The 22,851-nt window shown below is 73.5% G+C and carries 22 protein-coding genes and 1 pseudogene; 10 read left to right on the plus strand and 13 right to left on the minus strand.

The window, feature by feature from the left end:
* Window positions 1-71: 71 nt before the first annotated feature.
* Window positions 72-3,194, minus strand: coding sequence for a DNRLRE domain-containing protein (locus tag AB0I41_RS09870; RefSeq protein ID WP_357104227.1), 3,123 nt, complete (start codon window positions 3,192-3,194; stop codon window positions 72-74).
* 714 nt (window positions 3,195-3,908) lie between these two features.
* Entirely contained in the window at window positions 3,909-4,694 is a 786-nt protein-coding gene (locus tag AB0I41_RS09875) for an aldo/keto reductase (protein ID WP_357104229.1), read from the minus strand.
* A gap of 86 nt (window positions 4,695-4,780) precedes the next feature.
* On the opposite strand from AB0I41_RS09875, the gene AB0I41_RS09880 reads away from it, so the two are divergent.
* Together AB0I41_RS09880 and AB0I41_RS09885 are read left to right on the plus strand one after the other, a co-directional pair.
* Window positions 4,781-5,830 (plus strand): DNA polymerase ligase N-terminal domain-containing protein, encoded by a 1,050-nt coding sequence (locus tag AB0I41_RS09880; protein WP_357104232.1) that lies wholly within the window; start codon window positions 4,781-4,783, stop codon window positions 5,828-5,830.
* A gap of 14 nt (window positions 5,831-5,844) precedes the next feature.
* Complete coding sequence (locus AB0I41_RS09885) at window positions 5,845-7,044, plus strand: threonine synthase (protein WP_357104236.1); 1,200 nt, start codon at window positions 5,845-5,847, stop codon at window positions 7,042-7,044.
* Between the two features lie 18 nt (window positions 7,045-7,062).
* Here AB0I41_RS09885 and AB0I41_RS09890 read toward each other — a convergent pair whose 3' ends face one another.
* From AB0I41_RS09890 to AB0I41_RS09905, 4 genes are all read right to left on the minus strand, one after another.
* On the minus strand, window positions 7,063-8,847 hold the full coding sequence (locus AB0I41_RS09890; RefSeq protein WP_357104239.1) for a glycoside hydrolase family 15 protein: 1,785 nt from the start codon (window positions 8,845-8,847) through the stop codon (window positions 7,063-7,065).
* 55 nt (window positions 8,848-8,902) lie between these two features.
* On the minus strand, window positions 8,903-9,295 hold the full coding sequence (locus tag AB0I41_RS09895) for a cupin domain-containing protein (protein WP_357104241.1): 393 nt from the start codon (window positions 9,293-9,295) through the stop codon (window positions 8,903-8,905).
* 249 nt (window positions 9,296-9,544) lie between these two features.
* Entirely contained in the window at window positions 9,545-9,952 is a 408-nt protein-coding gene (locus AB0I41_RS09900) for a hypothetical protein (RefSeq protein ID WP_357104244.1), read from the minus strand.
* 170 nt (window positions 9,953-10,122) lie between these two features.
* Window positions 10,123-10,596 carry a septum formation initiator gene (locus AB0I41_RS09905; RefSeq protein WP_357104246.1) on the minus strand — a complete coding sequence of 158 codons (474 nt, stop codon included), beginning with the start codon at window positions 10,594-10,596 and terminating at the stop codon, window positions 10,123-10,125.
* Between the two features lie 103 nt (window positions 10,597-10,699).
* On the opposite strand from AB0I41_RS09905, the gene AB0I41_RS09910 reads away from it, so the two are divergent.
* The 3 genes from AB0I41_RS09910 to AB0I41_RS09920 all read left to right on the plus strand — a co-directional run bounded on the left by AB0I41_RS09910 (window position 10,700) and on the right by AB0I41_RS09920 (window position 13,371).
* Window positions 10,700-11,398, plus strand: a complete 699-nt coding sequence (locus tag AB0I41_RS09910; RefSeq protein WP_357104249.1) for a response regulator transcription factor — start codon at window positions 10,700-10,702, stop codon at window positions 11,396-11,398.
* Window positions 11,395-12,675, plus strand: a complete 1,281-nt coding sequence (locus tag AB0I41_RS09915; protein ID WP_357104252.1) for a HAMP domain-containing sensor histidine kinase — start codon at window positions 11,395-11,397, stop codon at window positions 12,673-12,675. Before AB0I41_RS09910 ends, AB0I41_RS09915 begins: the two co-directional genes overlap by 4 nt.
* 90 nt (window positions 12,676-12,765) lie before the next feature.
* The gene (locus AB0I41_RS09920; protein WP_357104254.1) at window positions 12,766-13,371 is read left to right on the plus strand and encodes a PepSY domain-containing protein; all 606 of its coding nucleotides are present in this window, start codon (window positions 12,766-12,768) and stop codon (window positions 13,369-13,371) included.
* A gap of 37 nt (window positions 13,372-13,408) precedes the next feature.
* On the opposite strand, the gene AB0I41_RS09925 is transcribed toward AB0I41_RS09920, so the two are convergent.
* Together AB0I41_RS09925 and AB0I41_RS09930 are read right to left on the minus strand one after the other, a co-directional pair.
* A complete protein-coding gene (locus AB0I41_RS09925) occupies window positions 13,409-13,987 on the minus strand; it encodes an NAD(P)H-dependent oxidoreductase (RefSeq protein ID WP_357104256.1) in 579 nt (192 codons plus the stop codon).
* Window positions 13,988-14,138: 151 nt separating this feature from the next.
* A complete protein-coding gene (locus AB0I41_RS09930) occupies window positions 14,139-14,735 on the minus strand; it encodes a dihydrofolate reductase family protein (protein ID WP_357104258.1) in 597 nt (198 codons plus the stop codon).
* 50 nt (window positions 14,736-14,785) lie between these two features.
* Between AB0I41_RS09930 and AB0I41_RS09935 the strand changes: the two genes are divergently transcribed.
* Complete coding sequence (locus AB0I41_RS09935; RefSeq protein ID WP_357104261.1) at window positions 14,786-15,682, plus strand: sigma-70 family RNA polymerase sigma factor; 897 nt, start codon at window positions 14,786-14,788, stop codon at window positions 15,680-15,682.
* Window positions 15,683-15,839: 157 nt separating this feature from the next.
* Here the strand turns inward: AB0I41_RS09935 and AB0I41_RS09940 are convergent, their stop codons facing one another.
* A complete protein-coding gene (locus AB0I41_RS09940; protein ID WP_357104264.1) occupies window positions 15,840-16,121 on the minus strand; it encodes an iron-sulfur cluster biosynthesis family protein in 282 nt (93 codons plus the stop codon).
* A 301-nt stretch (window positions 16,122-16,422) separates the two neighbouring features.
* Between AB0I41_RS09940 and dacB the strand changes: the two genes are divergently transcribed.
* Entirely contained in the window at window positions 16,423-18,006 is a 1,584-nt protein-coding gene (gene dacB, locus AB0I41_RS09945) for a D-alanyl-D-alanine carboxypeptidase/D-alanyl-D-alanine-endopeptidase (RefSeq protein ID WP_357104267.1), read from the plus strand.
* Between the two features lie 31 nt (window positions 18,007-18,037).
* Here the strand turns inward: dacB and AB0I41_RS09950 are convergent, their stop codons facing one another.
* The 3 genes from AB0I41_RS09950 to AB0I41_RS09960 all read right to left on the minus strand — a co-directional run bounded on the left by AB0I41_RS09950 (window position 18,038) and on the right by AB0I41_RS09960 (window position 20,119).
* Window positions 18,038-18,997 (minus strand): hypothetical protein, encoded by a 960-nt coding sequence (locus AB0I41_RS09950; protein ID WP_357104269.1) that lies wholly within the window; start codon window positions 18,995-18,997, stop codon window positions 18,038-18,040.
* Window positions 18,998-19,071: 74 nt separating this feature from the next.
* A complete protein-coding gene (locus tag AB0I41_RS09955) occupies window positions 19,072-19,422 on the minus strand; it encodes a DUF1330 domain-containing protein (protein ID WP_357104272.1) in 351 nt (116 codons plus the stop codon).
* A 103-nt stretch (window positions 19,423-19,525) separates the two neighbouring features.
* Entirely contained in the window at window positions 19,526-20,119 is a 594-nt protein-coding gene (locus AB0I41_RS09960; RefSeq protein WP_357104275.1) for a pentapeptide repeat-containing protein, read from the minus strand.
* A gap of 77 nt (window positions 20,120-20,196) precedes the next feature.
* Between AB0I41_RS09960 and AB0I41_RS09965 the strand changes: the two genes are divergently transcribed.
* Complete coding sequence (locus AB0I41_RS09965) at window positions 20,197-21,429, plus strand: serine hydrolase domain-containing protein (RefSeq protein ID WP_357104278.1); 1,233 nt, start codon at window positions 20,197-20,199, stop codon at window positions 21,427-21,429.
* Window positions 21,430-21,635: 206 nt separating this feature from the next.
* Window positions 21,636-22,277, plus strand: coding sequence for an NAD(P)H-binding protein (locus tag AB0I41_RS09970; RefSeq protein ID WP_357104281.1), 642 nt, complete (start codon window positions 21,636-21,638; stop codon window positions 22,275-22,277).
* Window positions 22,278-22,280: 3 nt separating this feature from the next.
* Here the strand turns inward: AB0I41_RS09970 and AB0I41_RS09975 are convergent, their stop codons facing one another.
* The gene (locus tag AB0I41_RS09975) at window positions 22,281-22,745 is read right to left on the minus strand and encodes a PPOX class F420-dependent oxidoreductase (protein ID WP_357104284.1); all 465 of its coding nucleotides are present in this window, start codon (window positions 22,743-22,745) and stop codon (window positions 22,281-22,283) included.
* 27 nt (window positions 22,746-22,772) lie between these two features.
* Here AB0I41_RS09975 and AB0I41_RS09980 point away from each other — a divergent pair.
* Window positions 22,773-22,851: pseudogene (locus AB0I41_RS09980) on the plus strand (alkaline phosphatase); the annotation flags it as partial.

Below are 22,851 nucleotides of genomic sequence, written 5' to 3' on the forward strand. Positions count from 1 at the left end.
ACCCCGCTTTCTCGTACGACGGGCCACCCTCAGGTCCTCCCCCGTGTGACTGTGCGAATTCATGCGTTCCATCAGTTGACCGCCGCCCCGAAGGTGCTGTTGCCGGTGGGGAAGCCGTTCGCGCCGGGCTGCCAGGTCGCCGACGGGGTCGTCGACCCGCCGGCCAGGCTCGACCAGGTGAAGCCGTAGACGGCGTCGTCGCCGTATGGCGTGCCGACGAGTAGCTGCTGTGAGGTGGCCCCGAGCGAGGTGCCGACGATCTCGTTCGCCCGGATGCTGCCCGGCAGGCTCGACCCGTTGCGCTCGATCGTGACCAGCGTCCCGATCGGATCGGCCAGCGCGGGGAAGACCCGCACCCGGCCGGAGTCGACCGTCGAGGTGCCCGCGTCCTCGCCCGGGACACCGATCGCGATGAACATGGTCGAGTTGGTGCCCTCGGCCGCCGGGCTGGTGTTCACCGCGACGACCTTCTCGCCCAGGTAGTCGCCGTCCTCTGAGGAGTAGGTGATCGCCGAAAGCTCGGTGTAGGTGTTGGCTGCCTTCACGTGGAAGCGGTGCACCAGACCGGTGTCCGCGGTGTACGTCGACCCGACGGTGATGTCCTCACCCGGAACACCGACGACGACCAGCGAGTCGGCGGTGCCGGCCGGCGAGCCGACCGGTCGGTACGGGGCGATGGCAATCGACTTGCCGAAGTTGTCGTCGGCCTCGGAGACGTTGGAGACGTTCGCCTGGTTCTGGTTCAGCTCGGCGGCCAGAGTGGGCAGTCCGCCGACGAACGTCTGGCTGAAGACGTTCACCGCTCCGGCGAAGGCCTCGGTGCCGATCGCCTCGCCTGGGGAACTGACGGCCCAGTGGTACTTGGAGGCCGCCACCGCGTAGCCGGTACGGTCGTCGATCTCCGCCCCGCCGGGGAGGCCGGCGCCCTGGCTGAGCGCCAGGTTCAGGTTGCCCCGAATGTAGTGGACGATGCCCGCCAACGCGCCGCCGGAGAGGCCCTCACCGGGTACGCCGATGACCAGGTACGGCTCGCCGCTGGCGGTCCGGCTCCCGGCCACCGCGTACCCGAACCAGTCGTTTGACTCGGCCGCGTCCGGGACGTTGGTGACGTCCTGGTGGTAGACCAGCGAGGCCGGTCCCTGCGCCAGACCCGCGGGCGAACCGAGTAGCACGTACACCGCGCCGGCGTAGGCCTGGCCGCTGATGTTCTGGTTCGGCACGCCGACCGCCAGGTCGGTGCAGCCGTCGTTGTTGGCGTCGTAGCTGGAGATCGAGGTGCCGAAGCGATCGCCCGCCTCGGGCGCGCCGGGAACCTTGGCGACGCCCTCGTGCAGCGTGTGCACGGTGGTGCCGCCGCCGTAGGTGACGTGAATCCGGCCGGCCCGGACCAGACCGTTGACGGTGGCCTCGGGGTCGGCGATCGCGACGTCGGCGATGCCGTCGCCGTTGAAGTCGCTGTCCGTGCCGCTGGTGCAGCCGGTCACCGGCGCGACGGTGGTGTAAACCTGCATCTCGCAGAACGAGGACCAGATGTCGCTTCCGGAGACGCCGTCGGCGGCCTTGACCCGCCAGCGGTAGATGCCGCCGTCGACGAAGGCGCCCGCCGGTACGGTCGTGGCAGCGGTGGCCCCGGAGGCGACGCTGCTGTAGACGGCCGACCCGATCGGGGTGTCGGCGTTCATCGCCCACCACTCGAAGGTGACGGTCATCGCGGTGCCGTCACCGTCGGAGACGGTGGCCTTGAGCTGCGGGGTCAGGGTGTTGACCGTGGGTCGGCTCGAGCCGGTCACGCAGCTGGTGGCCGGGACGGTGGCCCGGGAGGTGACGGTCGGCCAGGAGTTGTAGGTGACCGACGCCTTCGGGTCCTCGGCGGCGGCGGCGCCCTCGCGGGACCGGAACTGCTTGAAGCCGGCGGTCGCCGTCTCGTCGGTGGCCCGCACTCCCATGCCGGCGCGGGTCTTGTTCGCGGTGGCGGCCCGTTGGAAGAAGCTCTTGCCGTCGATGTTGGCCCAGCCGTCGGCGCAGGTCGACCCGCCGAGGGTGGCCGTGGACTTCGCGTCGAAGGCCTCCCAGGTGGGCTGGTTGGTGAAGGTCGTCGTGTAGGTCGACGTGCCCGTGGTCCAGATCTCCCAGGCGGTCGCGGTGCAGGTGTGCGACCAGAAGTTCCAGAACGACACGGTCGCCGAGTTGATCTGCTTGCCGGCGAGGACCGTGGTGTCCCAGGTGAGGAACGACCGGGTGAGGGTGGCGGGCGAGGTCGCCAGCAGGCCGATCTGGAGGTCCGCCTCCTGGTTCTTGTCGGTGCCCACCGTCTCCCGCACGTACGTGTCGAACGTCGTGCCCAGCGGGTTGACCGTCGGGTCGATGGTCACCGGGTACGCGGTGGCCGGGTCGCGCAGCCAGGCCCGGTCGGGGACCAGGGTCAGCTCGACGGCGTCGCCGCGCTTCGCCAGCTCGGTGCGGACGGGCTTCTCCACGGCGGGAGCACCGGTGATCTTGTTCGTCTTCGCGTCCCACATCAGCGGGGCGGGGATGTGCGCGGTCTCCTTGCCGGCCCGGTCGGTGATCGCGATCGACCCGTCCCGGTCCCGCTTCGACCCGGCCACGCCGGGGCCGCTGAACGGGAAGGTGACCGTCTCCACCTGGGCGGCGGCCTCGCGGGTCTTGACGACCAGGAACTGCTCGAAGCCCGCCCGGGTCGCCTCGACCACGAGGTCCACGCCTGGGCGGGCGTCCACGTAGGTCGCCCGGTTGCCGGCGAGTACCGGCGCGGGCAGCGCACCCGACCAGCCCATGGCCACCCGGTAGGCGCCGACGCCGACAGCGGCCAACTCGTGCTGGCCGGTGCCGGCCTGGCCCGAGATCCGCAGGTCGTTCGGGTGCGCCACCGGTGCGACGGACCCGTCCGCGGCGGCCTTGAGCGTGAGGTCCACCGGGATCCAGTCACCGCCCCGGCGGAACCGCTGCAGGCCCGTGGCGATGTCCGCCCGGAACTGTCCGTCCGGTAGCGCGAAGACCTCCGTCGTCTCCGACGTGAGGCTCTTGACCCGTACCGGCTTGCCGGTCTCGCGGGCGGTCCGCAGGGACACCGCCTCGTCGGACCTGCTCTCCACGCCACCCGTCACGCCATCCGGGCCGGCGGCGAGATACGCCGCCGGTTCCCCGGATATGCCGAACAATGCGACCGCCGTCATCACGGCAACGCCTGCCGCAAGACATGAACGGACGGTGGCAGTCTTATGACGTGCCACGAATCCTCCCCCGTGAGTCTCCAGTTGTGTGTTGCACCGGGACTGTAGGGATCGTGGAGCGGACCGCACAAGCATGGTTACGAACTGTGAGGATGAAAGCCGCGATACGGACCTCTCGCCGCGCCTGGTGACTCACCGGAGTCTTGGCTGTTCGTAGGGCTTCCTTCCGGGCGTGTCGGCGGGCACGCGGCGGGGCCGGGTGAAATGCGGTAAGTGGTCGATCTAATTCAGATTAATCAATGCTTTGATGCAGCGGATTCGATCCCGGGCAGCGCGCGGTGAATGGCACACCACCGCCTGGAGATTGCGCGGCCGAACACAAGGGACCGGAGACCCCGGGGGCACCCGCCAATCGCAGGAACTGCCGCCCGGACGACAGGCCCCGCAGCGCCGCCGACCACACGCCGGCAAGTCGGGACGGGCGCGGCGAGACGGGTCGACCCGAGGGGCCGGCGGCCACTTTTCGCCGACAGCCCGAAGCCATCGATGCAGGTAAACCTGGCGATCAGCCCGCCTCACCAGGGCATTCGCACGCCCGTACGAATGGAATTTCTTCCGGTTCAGCCGAACGATTCGACGGCATCCACCGAACCGCCGACCATTCCACTCTTCGACACCTGGCGGAACCGCAACCAGAGTGGTAATGGCATCGTCCGCTCAGCTGCCGAGCGCGTCGATGTCGCGCATCTCCTCGGCGGTCAGCGAGAAATCGAAGATATCGGCGTTGGCCCGGATCCGCTCCGGGGTGACCGACTTCGGGATCACCACGATCTCGTGGTCGATGTGCCAACGAAGCACCACCTGCGCCGGCGACACGCCGTGCGCGGCGGCGATCCGGGTCAGCACCGGGTCGGACAGGTCGCTGGTCTTGAACGGGCTGTAGCCCTCCAGCACGACGCCCCGGTTGCGGTGCTCGAGGTGACGCTGCCGGTCGTACAGGGACGGGCTCCAGCGGATCTGGTTGACGGCCGGGTTCTCCTCGGTGGCCTGGATCAGCTCGTCGATCTGCGCGGTGCCGTAGTTGCTCACCCCGACCGCCCGGGTCAGGTTCTCGTCCCGGGCGGCGAGCAGCTCCCGCCACACCGGGATGCTGTCGGCCGGCGGGGACGGCGGCCAGTGGATCAGCCAGAGGTCGACGTACCCGGTGTCGAGCGCGCGCAGGCTCGCCTCGATGGTCTCCCGCTCCCGGCCCACCCGGTCCGGCGGCAGCTTGGTGGTGATGAAGATGTCCTCCCGGCGCAGCCCGCTCTCCTTGACCGCCCGGCCGACCTCCTCCTCGTTGCCGTACATGGTGGCGGTGTCGATGTGCCGGTAGCCGGCGTCGAGGGCGGCCAGCACGGCGTCGGACCCGGCCCGGCCGGTGGCCTGCCAGGTGCCGAAGCCGAGCAGCGGCATCCGGACGTCGCCGGGCAGCAGCGCGGTGGGCTGGTCGAGGTGTTCCATACCGACCGTTCTACCCGTGATCGCCGGTGACATGCCCTGGAATCGGGCAACCGGCGGAACAGGGCGGTTTGCCGGAGAATGCCGGTGTGGCGGACCGGCTGGAGGAGTATCGGCGCAAGCGGGACGCGGCCCGCACCCCGGAGCCGGTGCCACCGGACCGGCCGCGCCGGCGCAGGAGGGCCGGCGAGGCCCGGTTCGTGATCCAGCAGCACCACGCCCGCTCGCTGCACTGGGACCTGCGACTGGAGCGCGAGGGCGTGCTCGCCTCCTGGGCGGTGCCCCGCGGCCTGCCCCGGGACACCGGGCGCAACCACCTGGCCGTGCACACCGAGGACCACCCGATGGAGTACCTCGACTTCCACGGCGAGATCCCGGCCGGCGAGTACGGCGGCGGGACGATGACCGTGCACGACCGGGGCACCTACCGCTGCGAGAAGTGGCGCGACGACGAGGTGATCGTGGTGCTGCACGGCGAACGGACCAGCGGCCGCTACGTCCTGTTCGCCATCGGCGGTCGGGACGGCCGCGACTGGATGGTCCGTCGTACCGACCCGCCCCCGCCCGGCTGGACGAGCATGCCGGAGCTGGTCCGCCCGATGCGTCCCACCCCGTCCGGCCGGTTGCCCACCGACGGCACGGACTGGGGTTACGAGCTGCGCTGGGACGGGGTGCGGGCGATGGCGTACGTGTCGGGCGGCCGGCTGCGGCTGCTGTCGGAGACCGACGAGGACGTCACCGGGGCGTACCCCTGGTTGCGGGACATGGCCGAGGCGCTGGCCCCGACGGAGGCCGTGCTGGACGGGGTGCTGGTCCGGATCGACCCCGCCGGCCGGGTCCGCCCGGCCCGCGCGGGTCGGGCCGGCGCCCCCGGCGCGCAGTTCCTGCTCTTCGACCTGCTCTGGCTGGAGGGGGTGGCCAGCACGGACGTGCCGTACGCGCAGCGCCGGGAGCTGCTCGACGGTCTGGCGCTGGCCGGGCCGCACTGGCAGACTCCGCCGTGGTTCCCCGGCACCGGCGCCGAGGCGCTGGAGACGGCCCGGGGGCAGGGGCTGCCCGGGGTGGTGGCCAAGCGGCTGGACTCGGTCTACGAGCCGGGTCGACGCAGCCGGCGCTGGCTGAGCATCGAGGCGAGCTGACGGCGAGGAGCATCGTGTACCTGACCCACCTGGAGTGCCCGCGCTGCGGGCGGGAGCACGACGCCGGCCGGCTGGCCAACCTGTGTGGGTGCGGGTCGCCGCTGCTGGCCCGTTACGACCTGGCGGCGGTGGCCGCGGCGGTGACCCCGGAGCAGTTCGGCCTGCGCCCCGCCGACCTGTGGCGCTACCGCGAGGTGCTGCCGGTGGCCGACGAGCGGCACGTCACCACGTTGGGCGAGGGCTGGACGCCGCTGTGGCGCGCCCCGGCGTACGGGGCGGAGATCGGGATCCCGGACCTGATCGTGAAGGACGAGGGGCTGACGCCGACCGGGTCGTTCAAGGCGCGGGGCGCGGCGGTCGGCGTGAGCCGGGCCCGGGAGCTGGGCGTCGAGCGGATCGCCATGCCGACCAACGGCAACGCGGGGGCGGCCTGGGCGACGTACGCGGCCCGGGCCGGCATGGGCGCCACCATCGCCATGCCGCTGGACGCGCCGACCATCTGTCGGCGGGAGTGCCTGGCCGCGGGCGCGGACCTGCGCCTGGTGGACGGGCTGATCAGCGACGCCGGCCGGTGGGTGGCGAAGCTGGTCGCCGGCTCGGGCGGGGCGGTCTTCGACGCGGGCACGCTGCGCGAGCCGTACCGGCTGGAGGGCAAGAAGACCATGGGGTACGAGATCGTCGAGCAGCTCGGCTGGCAGGTGCCCGACGTGATCATCTATCCCACCGGCGGCGGGGTCGGGCTGATCGGCATCCACAAGGCGATGCACGAGCTGCGCGAGCTGGGCTGGGTGGCGGACAAGCTGCCCCGCCTGGTCGCGGTGCAGTCCACCGGGTGCGCCCCGGTGGTGCGGGCCTTCGCCGCCGGGCAGGAGCGGGTGGAGCCCTGGGCGGACGCGCACACCGTCGCCTTCGGCATCACCGTCCCCGCCCCGCTCGGCGACGAGTTGATCCTGGGCGCGCTGCGGGAGAGCAGCGGCACGGCGCTCGCCGTGGACGACGCGGAGATCCTGGCCGACCTGCGGGACTTCGCCGCCCGGGAGGGGCTGCTGCTCTGTCCGGAGGGGGCGGCCTGCCTGTCCGCCGCCCGACAGTTGCGCGCGGGCGGCTGGATCCGGGCCGGGGAGCGGGTGGTGGTGCTGAACACCGGGGCGGGGCTGAAGTACCCGGAGACGGTGGACGTCTCCGGCGTACCCCTGGTGGAGGTGGAGGTCTGAGACCAGGCGCTGCGGCGCTCAGCCGGAGATCGGATCGATGAACCGCCAGGCCGCGTTGATCAGCCCGATGTGCGACAGCGCCTGCGGCATGTTGCCCAACTGCTCCCCGGTGCTCAGGTCCACCTGCTCGGCGAAGAGACCGACGTCGTTGGCGTGCCCGAGCATCTGCTCGAACAGCCGCCGGGCCCGGTCCTCCTCGCCCGCCATCGTCAGGCACTCCACCAGCCAGAACGAGCAGATCACGAAGCCGGCCGGATCGCTGCCCCAGCGTCGCACCAGACCCTGGTCGGTGCCCAACTCCCGCTCGACCGCCTCGATGGTGGAGCGCATCCGGGGATCGGTGGCGGGCAGGAACCGCATCATCGGCAGGAGGAGCACCGAGGCGTCCAGCTCCGCCGACCCGAAGGACCCGGTGTACGCCCCGATCCGGTCGTTCCAGCCGTCCCGCAGCACTGTCTCGCGGATCTCGTCGCGGATCGCCGCCCAGCGCCGCGCGTCGGCCCGCTCGCCCAGCTTGGGCGCCAGCTCGACTGCCCGGTGCAGGCCCACCCAGCAGAACACCTTGGACGACAGGTAGTGCCGGTCGACGTCCCGGGTCTCCCACATCCCGCGATCCGGCAGCCGCCAGGTCGCGGCGACCTGCTCGGCCAGCCCGACCACCATCTCCCGCAGCTCCTCGTCGAAGGTCTCGCCGAGATGCTCGTGCATTCGCCAGACCCCCAAGATCACCTCACCGGGCACGTCCAGCTGCCGCTGCCGCCAGGCGTCGTTGCCGGTCCGCACCGGGCGGCTGCCCGCGTAGCCGCGCAGGTGGTCCAGCTCGTGCTCGGAGATGTCCCGCTCCCCCTCCAGACCGAAGAGGACCGGGACCGGCTGGTTCCCGACGCGGCCGATCGAGCGGGCCGCCCAGGCGAAGAGCCGGTCGGCCTCGGACGGGCAGGCGGCCACCCAGAGCGCCCGCATGGTCATGGCGAAGTCGCGCAGCCAGGAGTAGCGGTAGTCGTAGTTGCGGTCGTCGCCGCGCCGCTCCGGCAGTGACGTGGTCAGCGCGGCGGCGACCGCGCCGCTGCGGGCGTACGTCAGGCCGGTGAGCACGGTGGCGCCGTGGCGCACCTGCTCGGCGTACGGGCCGTCGTAGCCGTGGCTCTCCCGGTACGCCTCCCACGCCTGCACCGTCTCGGCGAGCGTGGTCAGCGGGTCGAGCCGGGCGGGTGGGGCGCCGTACAGCGGCGCGTACGCCAGGTCGAAACCGATACACTGCCCGGCGGCGACCTCGAACTCCTGCCGGACCCGGTCAGGGCCGGCGCGCAGGGCCGGCCCGCCGCTTCTCAGGGTGAGCGCGACCGGGCCGGCGACGGCCACCACCGCGCCGTCCGGCTTCTCGTGCAGGTACGGGGTGAGCAGGCCGTACTCCGGTCGGGGCGCGAAGTCCAGGCCCATCCGGACCCGACCGCTGAGCCCCTCGACCACCCGCAGCAGCACGGCCGGGGAGTTCATGCCCAGCTGGTGGCCGCGGGCGCCCACCTCGGCCGCGAGCGCGTCGGTGACCGCGACGCTGCCCTCCGGGGTGTGGTGGACGGTCCGCAGCACGAGGGTGTCCGGCCGGTACGCGCGCTGCACCCGGGACGGCCCGAGCGGCGCCAGCCGCCAGTAGCCGGCCTCTGAGTCGAGCAGCCGGCCGAAGACCGAGGGGGCGTCGAAGCGGTCGGGGCACCACCAGTCGACCGAGCCGTCCCGGCCGACCAGCGCCCCCGAGCGGCAGTCGGAGAGGAACCCGTAGTCGGAGATCGTCGGCTGGTCCACCCGCTTTAGGTACCCGGAGCGACCGGGTTCAGGCCGGCCGGCGGGGCCGGGGCCGTCAGGACGTCGGCGGCTCGTCCTCGCCGGCCGCCTCCGCCGCGTCGGCCTCCTCCTTGGTCCGGTGCACCACCTGGTCGGCGTGCTCCGGCGGGCCGTAGACGGTGTAGAGCACCAGCGGGTTCGGGCCGGTGTTGACGAAGTTGTGCCTGGTGCCGGCCGGCACGACCACCAGGTCGCCCTGGGCGGCCTCTCTGGTCTCCCCCGCGACCCGGGCCTCGCCGGTGCCGCTGACGAAGGTCAGGATCTGGTCGGTCCCCTCGTGGACCTCCTCGCCGATCTCGCCGCCGGGCGGGATGGTCATGATGACGAGCTGGGTCTTCTCCCCGGTCCAGAGCACCCGGCGGAAGTCGGGACTCTTCTGGGCGACGGTGGCGATCGTGAAATGCTCCATGGCGCGCTCATACCCGGCCCGGGCCCCCGTCACGCCGGGACCGGCAGATGGTGGAATTCCCCACCCGCCCGAGGTTTGGCATCCCGCGCAACGGGCATCGAGCACACTGACGGCCGCGTGCGCGCGGCTGTCGAGCCAGGTCCCCGCTGGCGTACCGCCGGATGGCTGCGGTGGTGGGAGACGGCCGGAGCGCGGCGACGTGACGACCCACGGGTCGGGCGGCGCCGTGCGCCCGTGTCCGGGCTCGTTTCAGGCCAGCACCGCCAGATGGAACGGGTGGTCGGCGGCGCTGCCGTCCCCGGCGAACGTCTGCACGAAGACCCCGTTCTGGATGCCGGTACGGCCGGCCACGGTGATGCCGCCGGTGGGCGCGACCCCGGCGGCGCCGGCCAGCCCGATGGTGCCCAGGTAGCCGGCGGCGGTCACGTCCTGGTCGAAGACCACCTGGTACATCCCGGTGGCGAGCCGGGCGGCGGAGGCGGCCCCGAGCCCCCGGGCCAGGGTGCCGTTGGCGTTGACGACGGCGTAGAGCATCCGCGCGGACGCGGGCAGGCCGACCTGCCGGCACGAGGTGATCTGGTCGTCGGCGAGGGCGGCGTCGTCCCGGCCGGGTGCGGGCTGGGTGGCCGGTCGGCGTCGCGGACTGATGCGAGGCATGTTGCTCCTCCGTGCTGGCCGTGGTGCCGGGCAGCGATGAGGTGGTGCGGAGGGCCGGCGGTGACCGACCGGGTGCTTGCTGTCGAAGCTATGCCGGGCGGGGCTTCCCCAACCAGTCGACGAGTTGTCGGGTGGCTGACAGTCAAGGCTTCTGACCTGCGGTTACGCCCTCAGTCCCGGCGCTGCGGCACGGGCGGGGAGCCGGCGCAGACGACCTTCAGCTCGTCCTCGCCCCCCGGGCCGGCGAACCGGACCTCGACGTGCTCGTCCGGGCCCCGGTCGACGTCGCGTACCTGGTAGCCCTGCGCCGGGGCCCAGGAGACCAGCCGTACCCCGGACGGCCCGCACTCGGCCACGGCCGTCCCGCCGGTGGTGGCGAGCACCCGGCGGGCGCCCGCGGCGGAGGTGACGCCGGGGCCGGGGTGGGTGCCGGAGGGGACCGGGCCGGCGGCCGGCGGGGTGGCCCCGCCGACGGACGGCTGCGGGGTGGCGAGCGCCCGCAGCACCTCCTCCCGGCTGCGCACCCCGCCCGGGGTGCCGCTGATGCTTTCGCCCACCAGCTGGATCGCCGCCAACCCGACCAGCAGCGCGGCGGCCGCGGTGACGAGCCAACCGACGACGGCGAGGAGGGAGCGACCGGGCATCCCCCGAGTGTGCCCGACGTCAGGTTGCGGCGCGCCCAGCGCATGGTTAAGGGAGGGTTGTGGTGGGCGGCCGGGACCGGCGCCGGGAACTAGCCTTCCACGTGTGGCCCGCCTGCTGCTGATCGAGGACGACCTCACCATCCGTACGCCGCTGATCCGCGCGCTGCGCGACCGTGGGCACGCCGTGGCCGCGGCCTCCACCGCCCTGGCCGGCCTGCGGGACGCGCTCGACGACCGGCCGGACCTCGTCGTGCTCGACCTGGGACTGCCCGATCTGGACGGCGCCGAACTGCTGCGCATGCTCCGGGCGGTCAGCTCCGTGCCGGTCATCGTGGCCACCGCGCGCGACGACGAGCGGGAGATCGTCCGGATCCTGGACGCCGGGGCCGACGACTACGTGGTCAAGCCGTTCACCGCGGCGCAGCTGGACGCCCGGGCCCGGGCGGTGCTGCGGCGGGCCGCCCCCGAGGGCCGCGACGGCGATCCGGCGCTGGTGGTGGGCGGACTGCGGATCGACCCGCGCGCCCGCCAGGTCAGCCTGGACGGCGTCGCGGTGGAGCTCACGCCCCGCGAGTTCGACCTGCTGCACCACCTCGCCGCCCGGCCCGGGCAGGTGGTGACCAAACGGGAGCTGCTCACCGAGGTGTGGCGGATCCCGTACGGCGGCGCCGACAAGACCGTCGACGTGCACCTGTCCTGGCTGCGCCGCAAGCTCGGCGAGAACGCCCAGCAGCCCCGCTACCTGCACACCGTGCGGGGTGTCGGGGTGCGGCTGACGCCGCCGCCCGGGGCCGTCGGGTGAGGCGACGGCTGGCGCTGCTGGTCGCGTCGGTCAGCGTGCTCACCCTGGTCGCCTTCCTGGTGCCGCTGGCGCTGCTGGTCCGCACCGTCGCCGAGGACCGGGCGACCGTGCGGGCGACGGCCGACGCGCAGAGCCTGGTGCCGGTGGTCGGCACCGCCGAACTCGACATCGTCCGGATCACCGTCGAGCAGCTCGTCGCCGACTCGGGCCGGCCGGTCACCGTCTTCCTGCCCGACGGCACGGTGCTGGGGGCGGCCGCGCCCCGTACGCCGGCGGTGGCCCTGGCGGCGCGGGGGCAGAGCCTGACCGCGGAGTCCGACGGCGGACGGGAGGTGGTCATCGCCGTCCAGGGACGGCCGGAGGGCGCCGCGGTGATCCGTACGGTCGTGCCCCGCGCCGAGCTGACCGCCGGGGTGACCCGGGCGTGGACGGTGCTGGCGTTGCTCGGCGCGCTCCTGGTGGTGGTCGGCCTGGTGGTCGCCGACCGGCTGGCCCGCTCGCTCACCCGGCCGATCACCGAGCTGTCCATGGTGTCCCACCGACTGGCGAACGCCGAGCTGGATGCCCGGGTCAGCCCGGCGGGACCGGCGGAGCTGCGCGAGGTGGCCGGTGCGCTCAACCACCTGGCCGGCCGGATCCAGGTGCTGCTGCGGGAGGAGCGCGAGCAGGTGGCGGACCTGTCGCACCGGCTGCGCACCCCGTTGACGGCACTGCGGCTGGAGGCGGAGTCGCTGCGCGACCCGGACGACGCCGCCCGGGTCACCGCCGCCGTCGACGGGCTGGAACGGGCGGTCACCGGGCTGATCCGTGAGGCCCGCTGGCGCAGCTCGCCCGCCGCCGCCGGCCGGGCGGTGAGCGACGCGGCGGCGGTGGTCGCCGAGCGGGTGGCGTTCTGGTCGGTGCTGGCCGAGGACACCGGCCGGCGGGTGGACCTGGAGCTGGCGCGGGGGCCGCTGCCGGTCGGGGTGGCCGCCGACGAGTTGGCGGCGGTGGTGGACGCCCTGCTGGGCAACGTCTTCGCGCACACGCCGGACGGCACGCCGTTCGCCGTGCGGCTGGCGGCGGACGCCGGCGGGGTGCTGCTGACCGTCGCCGACGAAGGGCCGGGGCTGCCGGCCGGGGCGGCCCGGCGGGGGTCCAGCGGGGCCGGGTCGACCGGACTCGGTCTGGACATCGCCGACCGGGCGGCCCGGGCCGGTGGCGGTCACCTGGAACTCGGCGCCGGGCCGGGCGGCGGGGCCGAGGTGCGGCTGCGGCTGCGCCCGCCGCCGGGATAACCGTCGTTTAGCGTCGGGACAGCGCGCCGCTATCCGCCCCCGGTCGATGCTCGACAGGACAGCGAACGGACCGACGGAAGGTGGAACATCATGCGACGTACCTCTCTGATCCTGGCCTCGGCCGGCGGCGTGGCGGTGCTGGCGGTGACCGGCGCGGCCCTCGGCGTCACCGCCGCCGACCGTGCGGTCCGCGCCCCGAGCGCCGCCCTCGCCGCCGCAGCCGTCGACGACAGCCCCACGCCGGACGACGGCCCGTCCACCGTCGGGGTGGCGCCGGCCGGCGAGGGGGTCGACCGGGACCGGGCCGGGGCGATCGCCCTCGCCGCGGTGGGCGGCGGGCGGGTCGTCGACGTCGAGGCCGAGCGGGAACACGGCCGTGCGGTGTGGAGCGTCGAGGTGCTGGCCGGCGCCGCCGGCTGGGACGTCCACGTCGACCGCGTCACCGGCGGGGTGCTGCGCGTCCGGCAGGAGGCCGGCGACGACCGGACCGCCCCGGACCGTCGGCGCGCCGACGACGCGCCCGGCGCGCACGACCGGGGCGGTGACGCGCCCGGCGCGGCCGATCGCCACCGCGACGACGCGACCGGCACGGACGACCGGGGTGGCGACCGGCGGGGCGGCACGGACGACGGGGACGACGACCGGCGGCACGGCGGCGACGACCACGGGGGCGACCGGCACGGCGACGACGACTGAGTCGTCGCGACAGCCGGTTCGCCCGCCGGTCTCCAAACTAGGGACGGGTGGGCGGACCGGAGGCCGGCACGGCGGCGGCCCGGTCGACGTGCGCGCCGAGCTGGACCAGCACGTCGGCCAGGCCGGCCCGCAGTTCCGCGTCGGCCAGCAACCCGTCGGCGCCGGCCCCGTCGCGGGGCAGTGGCAGGCGTACGCAGGCCGGCTCGACGATCTCGGCGTTGAGGTAGCCCAGCACCATCCGCAGGGTCTGTTCCGCTCCGCCCCCGCGCCCCGGGGCGGCCACGGTCACCCAGGCCACCGGCTTGCCGTACAGGTCGCCGTTGCCGACCGTCCAGTCGAGCAGGTTCTTGAAGCTGCCCGGCAGGGTGCCGGCGTACTCGGGGGTGCAGAAGAGCACGGCGTCGGCGGCGGCGAGCGCGGCGCGGAGCGCCACCACCGGGGCGGGCGGCGCGTCGACCTGGTCCGGGTCGAAGGCGGGCAGCTCACGCAGCGCGTCGTGCAACGTGGTGGCCACCCCCGGCACGGCCAGGGCGTGCGCGGTGCGCAGGGCGGCGGTGTTGGTGGACCCGGCCCGGGTGCTTCCCGGGACGAGCAGGATCCGGGTGTCCTGCGGCATCGGCGCTCCTCGACCGTCGGCGGCACCGGCCAGTCAAGCACGGCCCGGCCGGCCGGCCCACCCCTAGACCACGCCTCGTGGATCATGGAGCGGGATGAGCCCGCAGCGTCCACCGCACCCCTGGCCGGCGCGCAGCCGTCGGCCGGGCCGGTCAGGGTCTGGCCCGCCCGATCCGGTACGTCACGTGGGTGGCCTCCGGAGTGTCCACCGTGTCCAGATGTTCCAGCTCGGGGCCGGCACCGTCGAACAGGGCGGTGCCGGACCCCAGCAGCAGCGGGACGACGTGCAGTCGCAGGTGGTCGACCAGGCCGGTCCGCAGCGCCTGCTGGACGACCGACGCGCCGCCCATCACGTGGACCCGCTTGTCGCCGGCGGCGGCCGCGGCCGCTTCGATCGCGGCGGCGACCCCGCCGGTCACGAACGTGAACGTGGTGTCGCCCCTGCGCACCACCGGGTGCGGCCGGTGGGTCACGACGAAGACCGGCATCCGGTAGAAGCCGTCGTCGCCCCAACCGCCGGTCGCCTCGTACACCGACCGGCTCGTCACGACGGCGCCGGACGCGGCGAACGTCGCCTCGCTCAGCCGCCGCCCCTCGTCGTACTCGAGCCACGCGTGCAACCGCTCGCCGCCCTTGCCGAAGCCGGGCCATTCGTCCAGGTCGGGCCCGGTGACGAACCCGTCCACCGACATCGAGATGTCCACCTCAACAATCGCCATACCCGGGTAGACGTACGGCGGCCGGAACATCTCCGATGATCCGGCCGGCTTTTTTCGTCGGTACGGGTATGAAGGTAGCTGTGGACGCCACGAGGTTCACGGACCTGACCCGCCGGTACCACCGCGAACTGCAGGTCCATTGTTACCGGCTGCTCGGGTCGTTCGACGCGGCCGAGGACCACGTGCAGGAGGTGTTCCTGCGCGCGTGGCGGTCCAGGGACGCGTTCGAGGAGCGTTCCAGCCCCCGGACCTGGCTGTACCGCATCGCCACGAACGCCTGCCTGGACACCCTGCGGCGCACGGCTCCGCCGCTGCAGCCGTACCCGGACCAGCTGCTCGACGAGCGTCCCGGCCCCGACGCGGTGGCCGTCGGCCGCGAGACGATCTCCCTGGCGTTCCTCGCCGCGATCCAGCTGCTGCCGCCCCGCCAGCGGGCCGTGCTCATCCTGCGCGACGTGCTGTCCTGGTCGGCGAGCGAGGCAGCCGCCCTGCTCGACACGAGTGTGCCGGCGGTCCACAGCGCCCTGCAGCGGGCCCGGGCGACGTTGCGCGAGCAGTGGCCGGGCGGTCGCCTGGAGTGGTCGCCCGCAGGCGTTCCGGATTCGGCGCAGCGCGAGCTGTTGGAGCGGTACATCGCCGCGCACGAACGGGCCGACCCGCAGGGCGTGGTCGACCTGCTCCGCGAGGACGTCCGGCTGACCATCGAGCCCGGGGTCGGCGAGTGGACCGGCAGGGCCGCAGTCGCCCGGGCACTGCGCCGGGACATGAACACCCCCGGCCGGTGGCGGATGCTGCCGACGGCCGCGAACCGCCAGCCGACGGCCGCCGCCTACGTCCACGGCGCCGGCGACACCGCGTTCCGCCCCTTCGCGCTGATCGTGCTGCGCCCGGAGGCGGGCCTCCTCGCCGCGATGGACGTGTTCGAGGCACCCGGCCTGTTCGCCGCGTTCGGCCTCCCGGCGAGCCTGAGCCGTTAGTTCGCCGTCGGCGGCTTCCCGCGACGGTTTCCGGCCTGGCCGCGCTCACCTGACCGGCCCGGGACCAGCCGCCCGGCCCGTGGCGCGGCGAGGAGGAACGCGGGCGTCCCACCCGGCCGCACCGGGCGGCGAGGCGCACCGGGCCGCGCCGGCTGAGTCACTCCTTCTCGGTGAAGCCGAACTGCACGATGCCCTCCTCGTCGACCACCGCGTCGACGGAGGTTTCGTGGAGCAGCTCGGCGGCGTCCGGGTCGAGGAAGATGCGGGCGCCCTGGTTGTCGACCACCTGGTCGCCCCGCACCGGTTCCGGCACCAGCTCGATGGTGAGCGAGCCGGCGTCGGTGTCGGCGGCGATGCGCAGCCCGCCGTCCTCGGCGACGTCCTGCTGGAGGGCGAGGTCGCGGATCACGAGCACGGCGTTGTCGGTCATGGTGAGCATGGCGGGACTCCTCGTGGGTTCTCGGAAGCGGGACGTCGCGCGGAGTGGCGAAGCGCGCACCTGTGGCGAACCGGTCGTTGCCCGGCGAATCGGGGCGCATCGCAATGGCCCCCTCACCCCACGGTGCCCCCTGGGCGGGCGTCCGTCAAATAGAGCGGGCTCTGTGGGAGCGCTCGCACGCCTGGCGTTTCCACTCCTCAGCGGCCCGATCGTCGCTAGGCTGGGGCCGAGGACCGGGATCCGGAAAAAACCTTCGGCGCGAAGTCTTGCCCGGCGGAAATCTCCATGGCAGCGTCAACGCATGCATCGTCGTCTCTTTACCCGGAGCCTGGCACTGGCGACGCTCGCCGCCACCGTGGCCGCCGCCGGCGCCCTTCCCGCCACCGCCGAGTCGCCGACCCCGGCGGCCACCCGGCTGCACGCCACCATCGACGCGATCCTCGCCGACGCCCGGCTCACCGGCGCGCAGGCCGGAGTGGTCGTCGTGGACACCGCCACCGGGCAGACACTGTACGACCGCAACGGCGACCGCCGACTGATCCCCGCCTCCAACACCAAGCTGCTCACCTCGACCGCGGCGCTGGAACTGCTCGGCCCGGGGCACCGGTTCACCACCGACGTGCGCACCACCGGGCAGCACCGGGCCGGGATGGTCTCCGGCAACCTCTACCTGCGCGGCGGCGGCGACCCGACGATGCTCGCCGCCGACTACGACGCGCTCGCCGCCGAGGTGGCCGCGAGCGGCGTACGGGTGGTGACCGGCAACCTGGTCGCCGACGACACCCGCTACGACCGCACCCGGCTCGGTCCGGACTGGGCGTGGGACGACGAGTCGTACTACTACTCGGCGCAGGTCTCCGCGCTGACCGTCGCCCCGGACACCGACTACGACGCCGGCACCGTGATCGTGCACGCCGCCCCGGCCGCCACCGCCGGTGCCCCGCCGACGGTCACCATGACGCCACCCAACGGCTACGTGCGGATCGACAACCGGGCCGAGACGGTCGCCGAGGGCAGGACCACCATCGCCTTCGAACGGGAGCACGGCACCAACACCGTGGTGGTCACCGGCCAGATCGCGATCGGCGACGACCCGTCCAGCGACTGGATGACCGTCTGGGAGCCCACCGGGTACGCCGCCGACGTCTTCCGGGCCGCGCTGCGCCGGCACGGGGTGCGGGTGCTCGGGAACACCGTGCTCGGCCGGGCCACCCCGGCCGACGCGACGCCGGTGGCCCGGCACGACTCGATGACCCTGGCCGAGCTGATGGTGCCGTTCCTGAAGCTGTCCAACAACGGGCACGCCGAGGTGCTGACCAAGGAGATCGGCCGGGTCATCTCCGACTCGGGCACCTGGTCGGCGGGGCTGACCGCGATCAGCGGGTACGTCGCCGACACCGGCATGGACACCGGCACCCTGCGCCAGCGCGACGGCTCGGGGCTGTCCCGGCGCAATTTCATCCCGCCGGCCGAGTTCGTCGCCCTGCTCGCGGCGGTCCGCGCCGAGCCCTGGTTCGCCGACTGGTACGACGCCCTTCCGATCGCCGGCAACGCCGAACGTTTCGTCGGCGGGACGCTGCGCAGCCGGATGCGCAACACGCCGGCGGCGAACAACGTGCACGCCAAGACCGGCAGCCTGACCGGGGTCTCCGGCCTGTCCGGCTACGTCACCGACGCCGACGGCCGGGTGCTGGCCTTCTCGGTGGTGCTCAACAACTACCTGGCCTCGTCGGTGAAGGGGCTGGAGGACCAGATCGCGATCGCGCTGGCGTCGTACACCGAAAAGAGCGTGACCACCGCGCGGGTGGCGCCGCCGGTGGCGCCCGACGCGCCACGCGCCCCCGAGGGGCTGGAGTGCTCCTGGGTGAAGCCGATCGCCTGCTGAGCGCGGTGAGGGCCCCGCGTCTGCGGGGCCCTCACCGACCGCAGTCCGGGCAGGGCCGCCGGGTGCGCAGGTGGTATCCGCACGCGGCGGCGCCCAGGCCCCAACCCCAGACCCAGTAACCCAGCTCGGCCACCCAGAAGAACGCCAGCGAGTAGTGCCCTTCACCGTCGAAGGTGCCGGCGACGGTCTCCACGGCGAGCTGGGTCAGGCCGACGCCGAAGTAGACGACCAGGCCTACCGAGAGGACCGTGGCCGGGACGAGCAGCATCGGGCGGGGGATCCGCCGGCCGGCCAGCAGCGGCACCCAGCGCGGCCAGATCCGTCCCCAGGAGTGCACCAGGGCCAGCGGCAGCAGCACCCCGGCGAGCAGGAAACCCACCTCGAAGGCGACCATCGAGGCGCCCTGCGCCAGCGGCACCTCGCCGAAGCCGGCCGCCGCCTGGGCGGCCAGCCGCACCAGGCAACCGGCGACCGCCAGCCAGGCCCCGGCGCGGGCCCAGCCCGGCACACCCGTCCCCGGCACTGCCACCGGGCCGGTCCGGCCACACTCCCGGCAGTCCGACCGGAACCGGCGGCGATGCTGCACCAGCGCCGCGTGCAGCAGCAGCGCGCCGGTCAGCGCGCCGAGCCGGCTGGCGAAGCCGGCGACGGTGAATCCGGCGAACGGATGCAGGATCAGCAGCCCCACGAGGTCGAGCAGGAGCAGCGCGCAGGCGGCCACGACCGCCACGCAGACCACCCAGCCGCCGACTGCCAGCGCTGGACGCCACGAGCGGGCCGTCGCCAGGCCGGCCGCGACCAGCCCGGCGGCAGCGCAGAGCGCCACCGCCCACCAACCGGTGAAGACCACCAGGTCGGTGCCGAGCGGTGGGAACTCCGGCGCGCCGGTCACCGCCCAGGCCAGGCGGAGGGCGCCGTAGCCGGCGGCCCACGCCCCGACGGCGTACGGCAGCAGAGCGGGACGGGTGCCGGTGGGCAGGCTGAGTGTCATGCCGTCCAGCCTGTCGCCAGCCGGGACGCGCGGGCTCCCGACGGGGAGGGGCGGTGCTCCCCCGCCGGTGGGACTCAGCCGGTGACTTCGTGCGCCTCCCGCAGTCGGGCGGCGGTACGGCGCGGGTCGTAGTCCGGCCCGACTCCCTGGACGATGAGCGTCGAGCCCTCGATGTGCCGGGTGCGCAGCGGCAGGATCTCCTGGTACGCCGGCGACTCGTACCAGGCCCGGGCGCGCTCGACGTCCGGGAACTCGACGATCACCACGGTGCCGGGCCAGTCGCCCTCCTTCACCTCCACCTCGGTGCCGTGCACCCGGAACCGGCCCTGGTACGGGTCGAGAGTGGACTGGATCTTCTCGATGTACTCGAGGACGTCCTCGTTGATCTGCGGTGTGCGCAGGTGGGCCAGCGCGAAGGCGGGCATCGTCCCTCCCGTGGGATCGGCCCGTGTCGCCGGGCCACTGGGGACGATTCTGCGTCGGTCACCGGGCCGCGTCGATTACCTCTCGGGTAAGTGGTCGCGCCGGTCAGCGGATCTCGAAGCCGAGCGCCTGGGCCAGCACGACCGCCTGCTCCGCGTCGATCATCGCCCCGGCCCGCTCCACCGCGGTCGGGTCGAGCGCGGTGAGGTCGCTTCCCCGCAGGTCGGCGCGGGTGAGCCGGGCCGCGTGCAGCTGCGCGGCGGAGAGGTCCACGCCGGTCACCGTGGCCCCCGTCAGATTGGCCCCGGTCAGGTCCGTCTCGCGCATCCGCACGCCGGTGAGGCTCACTCCGCGCAGGTCGGCCCCGGGCAGCGCGACGAACGACCAGTCGCCGCCGTCGACCCGCAACGGCCGCAGGTCACACTGCTCGAAGGTGCTGCCCACCAGCTTGCAGCCGGTGAACTCGGCCTCGAAGAAGTTGCACCGCCGGAACACGCAGCGGGTGAAGGCCGAGTCGACGTGCCGGGAGGAGTTGAACCGCACGTTGCCGAAGGTGCACCCGGTGAAGGACGCGCCCCGGCTGACCGCCTCGGTGAGGTCGACGTCGTGGAAGACACAGCTGACGAAATGCCGGTCGACCAGCTCCTCGGCGTACCAGTCCTGGTGGCGGAACGTGACGTCCTCGGTCGGCTCGGGCATCGCACCACCCTATGCGCCGGCACCGACAGCGGCGGTGGGCCTTCCGCCGGCGGCGTACCGACTAGTAGGTTCGCGACGTGAGCGTGGCACGCACCACCGACCCGGACCTCATCGGCTTCGACCCCGCGCGGCTCGCGCGCATCGACGAACACTTCGGCCGGTACGTCGACGACGGCCGGCTCGCCGGCTGGCAGATCGTGGTCACCCGCCGCGGCGAGATCGCGCACTCCTCGACGTACGGCATGCGGGACGTGGAGACCGGCGCGCCGGTGGAGCGGGACACCCTCTGGCGCATCTACTCGATGACCAAGCCGATCACCTCCGTCGCGGCGATGATGCTGTGGGAGGAGGGCCACTTCGAGCTGAACGACCCGATCAGCCGCTGGCTGCCGGAGTTCGCCGACGTCCGGGTCTTCGACAAGGGCTCGGCGCTCAAGGCGTACACGGTGCCGGCGACGGAGCCGATCCGGGTCTGGCACCTGCTCACCCACACCTCCGGCCTGACGTACGGCTTCGCGCAGACCTCGGTGGTCGACGCGCTCTACCGCGCCGCCGGCTACGACCTGGGCGTGCCGCCCGGGCTGGACCTGGCCGGCGCCTCGGCCGGGATGGCCCGGCTGCCGCTGATGTTCCAGCCCGGCTCCGGCTGGAACTACGGCGTCTCCACCGACGTGCTGGGCCGGCTGGTCGAGGTGGTCTCCGGGCAGAGCCTGGACGAGTTCTTCACCGAGCGGATCCTCACCCCGCTGGGCATGACCGACACCCGCTGGTGGGTCGACGAGCCGGACGCCAAGCGGCTCGCCGCCCTCTACACCCCGCACCCGGGCACCGGCCGGGCGATCCGCGCCGACCGGATCGGGGCCGCCGCGCTGAACCGTCCCGACTGCCTCTCCGGCGGCGGCGGGCTGGTCTCCACGGCCGCCGACTACCACCAGTTCACGCAGCTGCTGCTGCGCGGCGGCGAGCTGGGCGGCGTACGCCTGCTGGGGCCCCGCACGGTGCGCTACATGACCCGCAACCACCTGCCCGGCGGCGGCGACCTGGCGTCGTTCGAGCCGGCGGGGTTCGCCGAGACGGTGCTGGACGGCATCGGCTTCGGCCTGGGCTTCGCCGTGGTGCAGGACCCGGTGCCGGCCCGGGTGCCCAGCAGCGTCGGCGAGTACTACTGGGGCGGCCTGGCCAGCACCGCGTTCTGGGTCGACCCGGCGGAGGAGGTCACCGCGCTGCTGTTCACCCAGCTGATGCCGTCGAGCACGTACCCGCTGCGCTCGCAGCTGCGCCAGCTGGTCTACTCCGCCCTGCTCGACTGAGCCGTTCCGCCGACGGGCGGCCGGGCCGGTCCATAGCCTGGACGGCATGAGCGAGCGCAGCGAGCGAATCGTCAGGCTCAGCGCGATGGTGCCTCATGGCGGCACGGAGCGAAGCGGAGTGTCGGCATGAGCGAGCGCAGCGAGCGAATCGTCAGGCTCAGCGCGATGGTGCCTCATGGCGGCACGAAGCGAAGCGGAGTGTCGGCATGAGCAACGTCGTGGTGTACGGCGCGGGTGGCACCGCGGGCTCGCGGATCGTCACGGAGGCGGCCGGTCGGGGGCACCGGGTCACGGCGGTGGTCCGCCGCCCGGAGGCGGCCACCTGGCTGCCGGCCGGGGTCCACGTGGTGACCGGGGACGCCACCTCGGCGCGCAGCGTCCGGGAGCTGGCCCCCGGGGCCGACGTGATCGTGGTGGCGATCGGCGGCGGGGAGCGGGCGCTCTGGCGGGACGCGGCGGAGAACCTGGTCACCGTGCTGCGGGACGTGCCGAACCCGCCCCGGCTCATCCACGTCGGGGGCGGGGCGACGCTGCTGACGCCGAACGACACCCGGTTCCTCGACGAGCCGGACTTCCCCGACGAGTACCGCGACGCGGCGCTGGGCCAGGCCGACGCCCTCGCCCTCTACCGTTCCTCGCCCGACGGGCTGACCTGGACGTACCTCTCCCCGCCGCCGCTGGAGTTCCATCCCGGCGAGCGGACCGGCCGCTACCGCACCGGCACCGAGCACCCGGTGGTCGACGAGCGCGGGCGCTCGGTGCTGACCTACGAGGACCTGGCGGTGGCCATCGTCGACGAGATCGAGAACCCGCGCTTCGAGAACATGCGGTTCACCGCCGCGTACTGAGCGTCAGTCGGCCAGCCGCGCCGGGAAGCCGCCGGTGGCGACCGGCCCCCAGCTGTCGATGGTGACCCGGATCAGCGACTTGCCCTGCCGGACCATCGCCTGCCGGTACTCGTCCCAGTCCGGGTGCTCGCCGGAGATGCCGCGGAAGTAGTCCACCAGCGGTTCCAGGGCCTCCGGCAGGTCGAGCACCTCGGCGGTGCCGTCGACCTGCACCCAGGGGCCGTTCCAGTCGTCGGAGAGCACGCACGCGGAGACGCGCGGGTCGCGGCGGATGTTGGTCACCTTCGCCCGCTCCGGATAGGTGGAGATCACCAGCCGGCCCTCGGCGTCGACGCCGCAGGAGACCGGGGAGGACTGCGGCCGGCCGTCGGACCGGGTGGTCATCAGCAGGACCTTGTGCCGGGGGCGGATGAACTCGATCAGGGCGTCCCGGTCGACCCGGGTGTTGCTCGCGATGGTGCGTGCCATGCGTCGGTTCTACCAGGCCGCGGGGGCGCGCGCCCCCTGGCCGTCCGTCCCGACCTGAACACCAGCGCCGAGGGCGCCCAGCTGACCGTGGTCACCAATGCGCTGA

The organism is Micromonospora sp. NPDC050200, assembly GCF_040656135.1.
In the GTDB taxonomy this organism is placed as follows: Bacteria; Actinomycetota; Actinomycetes; order Mycobacteriales; family Micromonosporaceae; genus Micromonospora.

What these genes read in the sequence shown, in the direction of transcription:
- AB0I41_RS09960 (WP_357104275.1), bottom strand. Translation starts at nt 20,119, where the DNA reads ATGCCCGAGCCGACCGAGGACGTCACGTTCCGCCACCAGGACTGGTAC.
- dacB (WP_357104267.1), top strand. Translation starts at nt 16,423, where the DNA reads ATGCATCGTCGTCTCTTTACCCGGAGCCTGGCACTGGCGACGCTCGCC.
- AB0I41_RS09970 (WP_357104281.1), top strand. Translation starts at nt 21,636, where the DNA reads ATGAGCAACGTCGTGGTGTACGGCGCGGGTGGCACCGCGGGCTCGCGG.
- AB0I41_RS09930 (WP_357104258.1), bottom strand. Translation starts at nt 14,735, where the DNA reads ATGTTCCGGCCGCCGTACGTCTACCCGGGTATGGCGATTGTTGAGGTG.
- AB0I41_RS09955 (WP_357104272.1), bottom strand. Translation starts at nt 19,422, where the DNA reads ATGCCCGCCTTCGCGCTGGCCCACCTGCGCACACCGCAGATCAACGAG.
- AB0I41_RS09940 (WP_357104264.1), bottom strand. Translation starts at nt 16,121, where the DNA reads ATGCTCACCATGACCGACAACGCCGTGCTCGTGATCCGCGACCTCGCC.
- AB0I41_RS09925 (WP_357104256.1), bottom strand. Translation starts at nt 13,987, where the DNA reads ATGCCGCAGGACACCCGGATCCTGCTCGTCCCGGGAAGCACCCGGGCC.
- AB0I41_RS09905 (WP_357104246.1), bottom strand. Translation starts at nt 10,596, where the DNA reads ATGCCCGGTCGCTCCCTCCTCGCCGTCGTCGGTTGGCTCGTCACCGCG.
- AB0I41_RS09895 (WP_357104241.1), bottom strand. Translation starts at nt 9,295, where the DNA reads ATGGAGCATTTCACGATCGCCACCGTCGCCCAGAAGAGTCCCGACTTC.
- AB0I41_RS09920 (WP_357104254.1), top strand. Translation starts at nt 12,766, where the DNA reads ATGCGACGTACCTCTCTGATCCTGGCCTCGGCCGGCGGCGTGGCGGTG.
- AB0I41_RS09875 (WP_357104229.1), bottom strand. Translation starts at nt 4,694, where the DNA reads ATGGAACACCTCGACCAGCCCACCGCGCTGCTGCCCGGCGACGTCCGG.
- AB0I41_RS09900 (WP_357104244.1), bottom strand. Translation starts at nt 9,952, where the DNA reads ATGCCTCGCATCAGTCCGCGACGCCGACCGGCCACCCAGCCCGCACCC.
- AB0I41_RS09870 (WP_357104227.1), bottom strand. Translation starts at nt 3,194, where the DNA reads ATGACGGCGGTCGCATTGTTCGGCATATCCGGGGAACCGGCGGCGTAT.
- AB0I41_RS09975 (WP_357104284.1), bottom strand. Translation starts at nt 22,745, where the DNA reads ATGGCACGCACCATCGCGAGCAACACCCGGGTCGACCGGGACGCCCTG.
- AB0I41_RS09950 (WP_357104269.1), bottom strand. Translation starts at nt 18,997, where the DNA reads ATGACACTCAGCCTGCCCACCGGCACCCGTCCCGCTCTGCTGCCGTAC.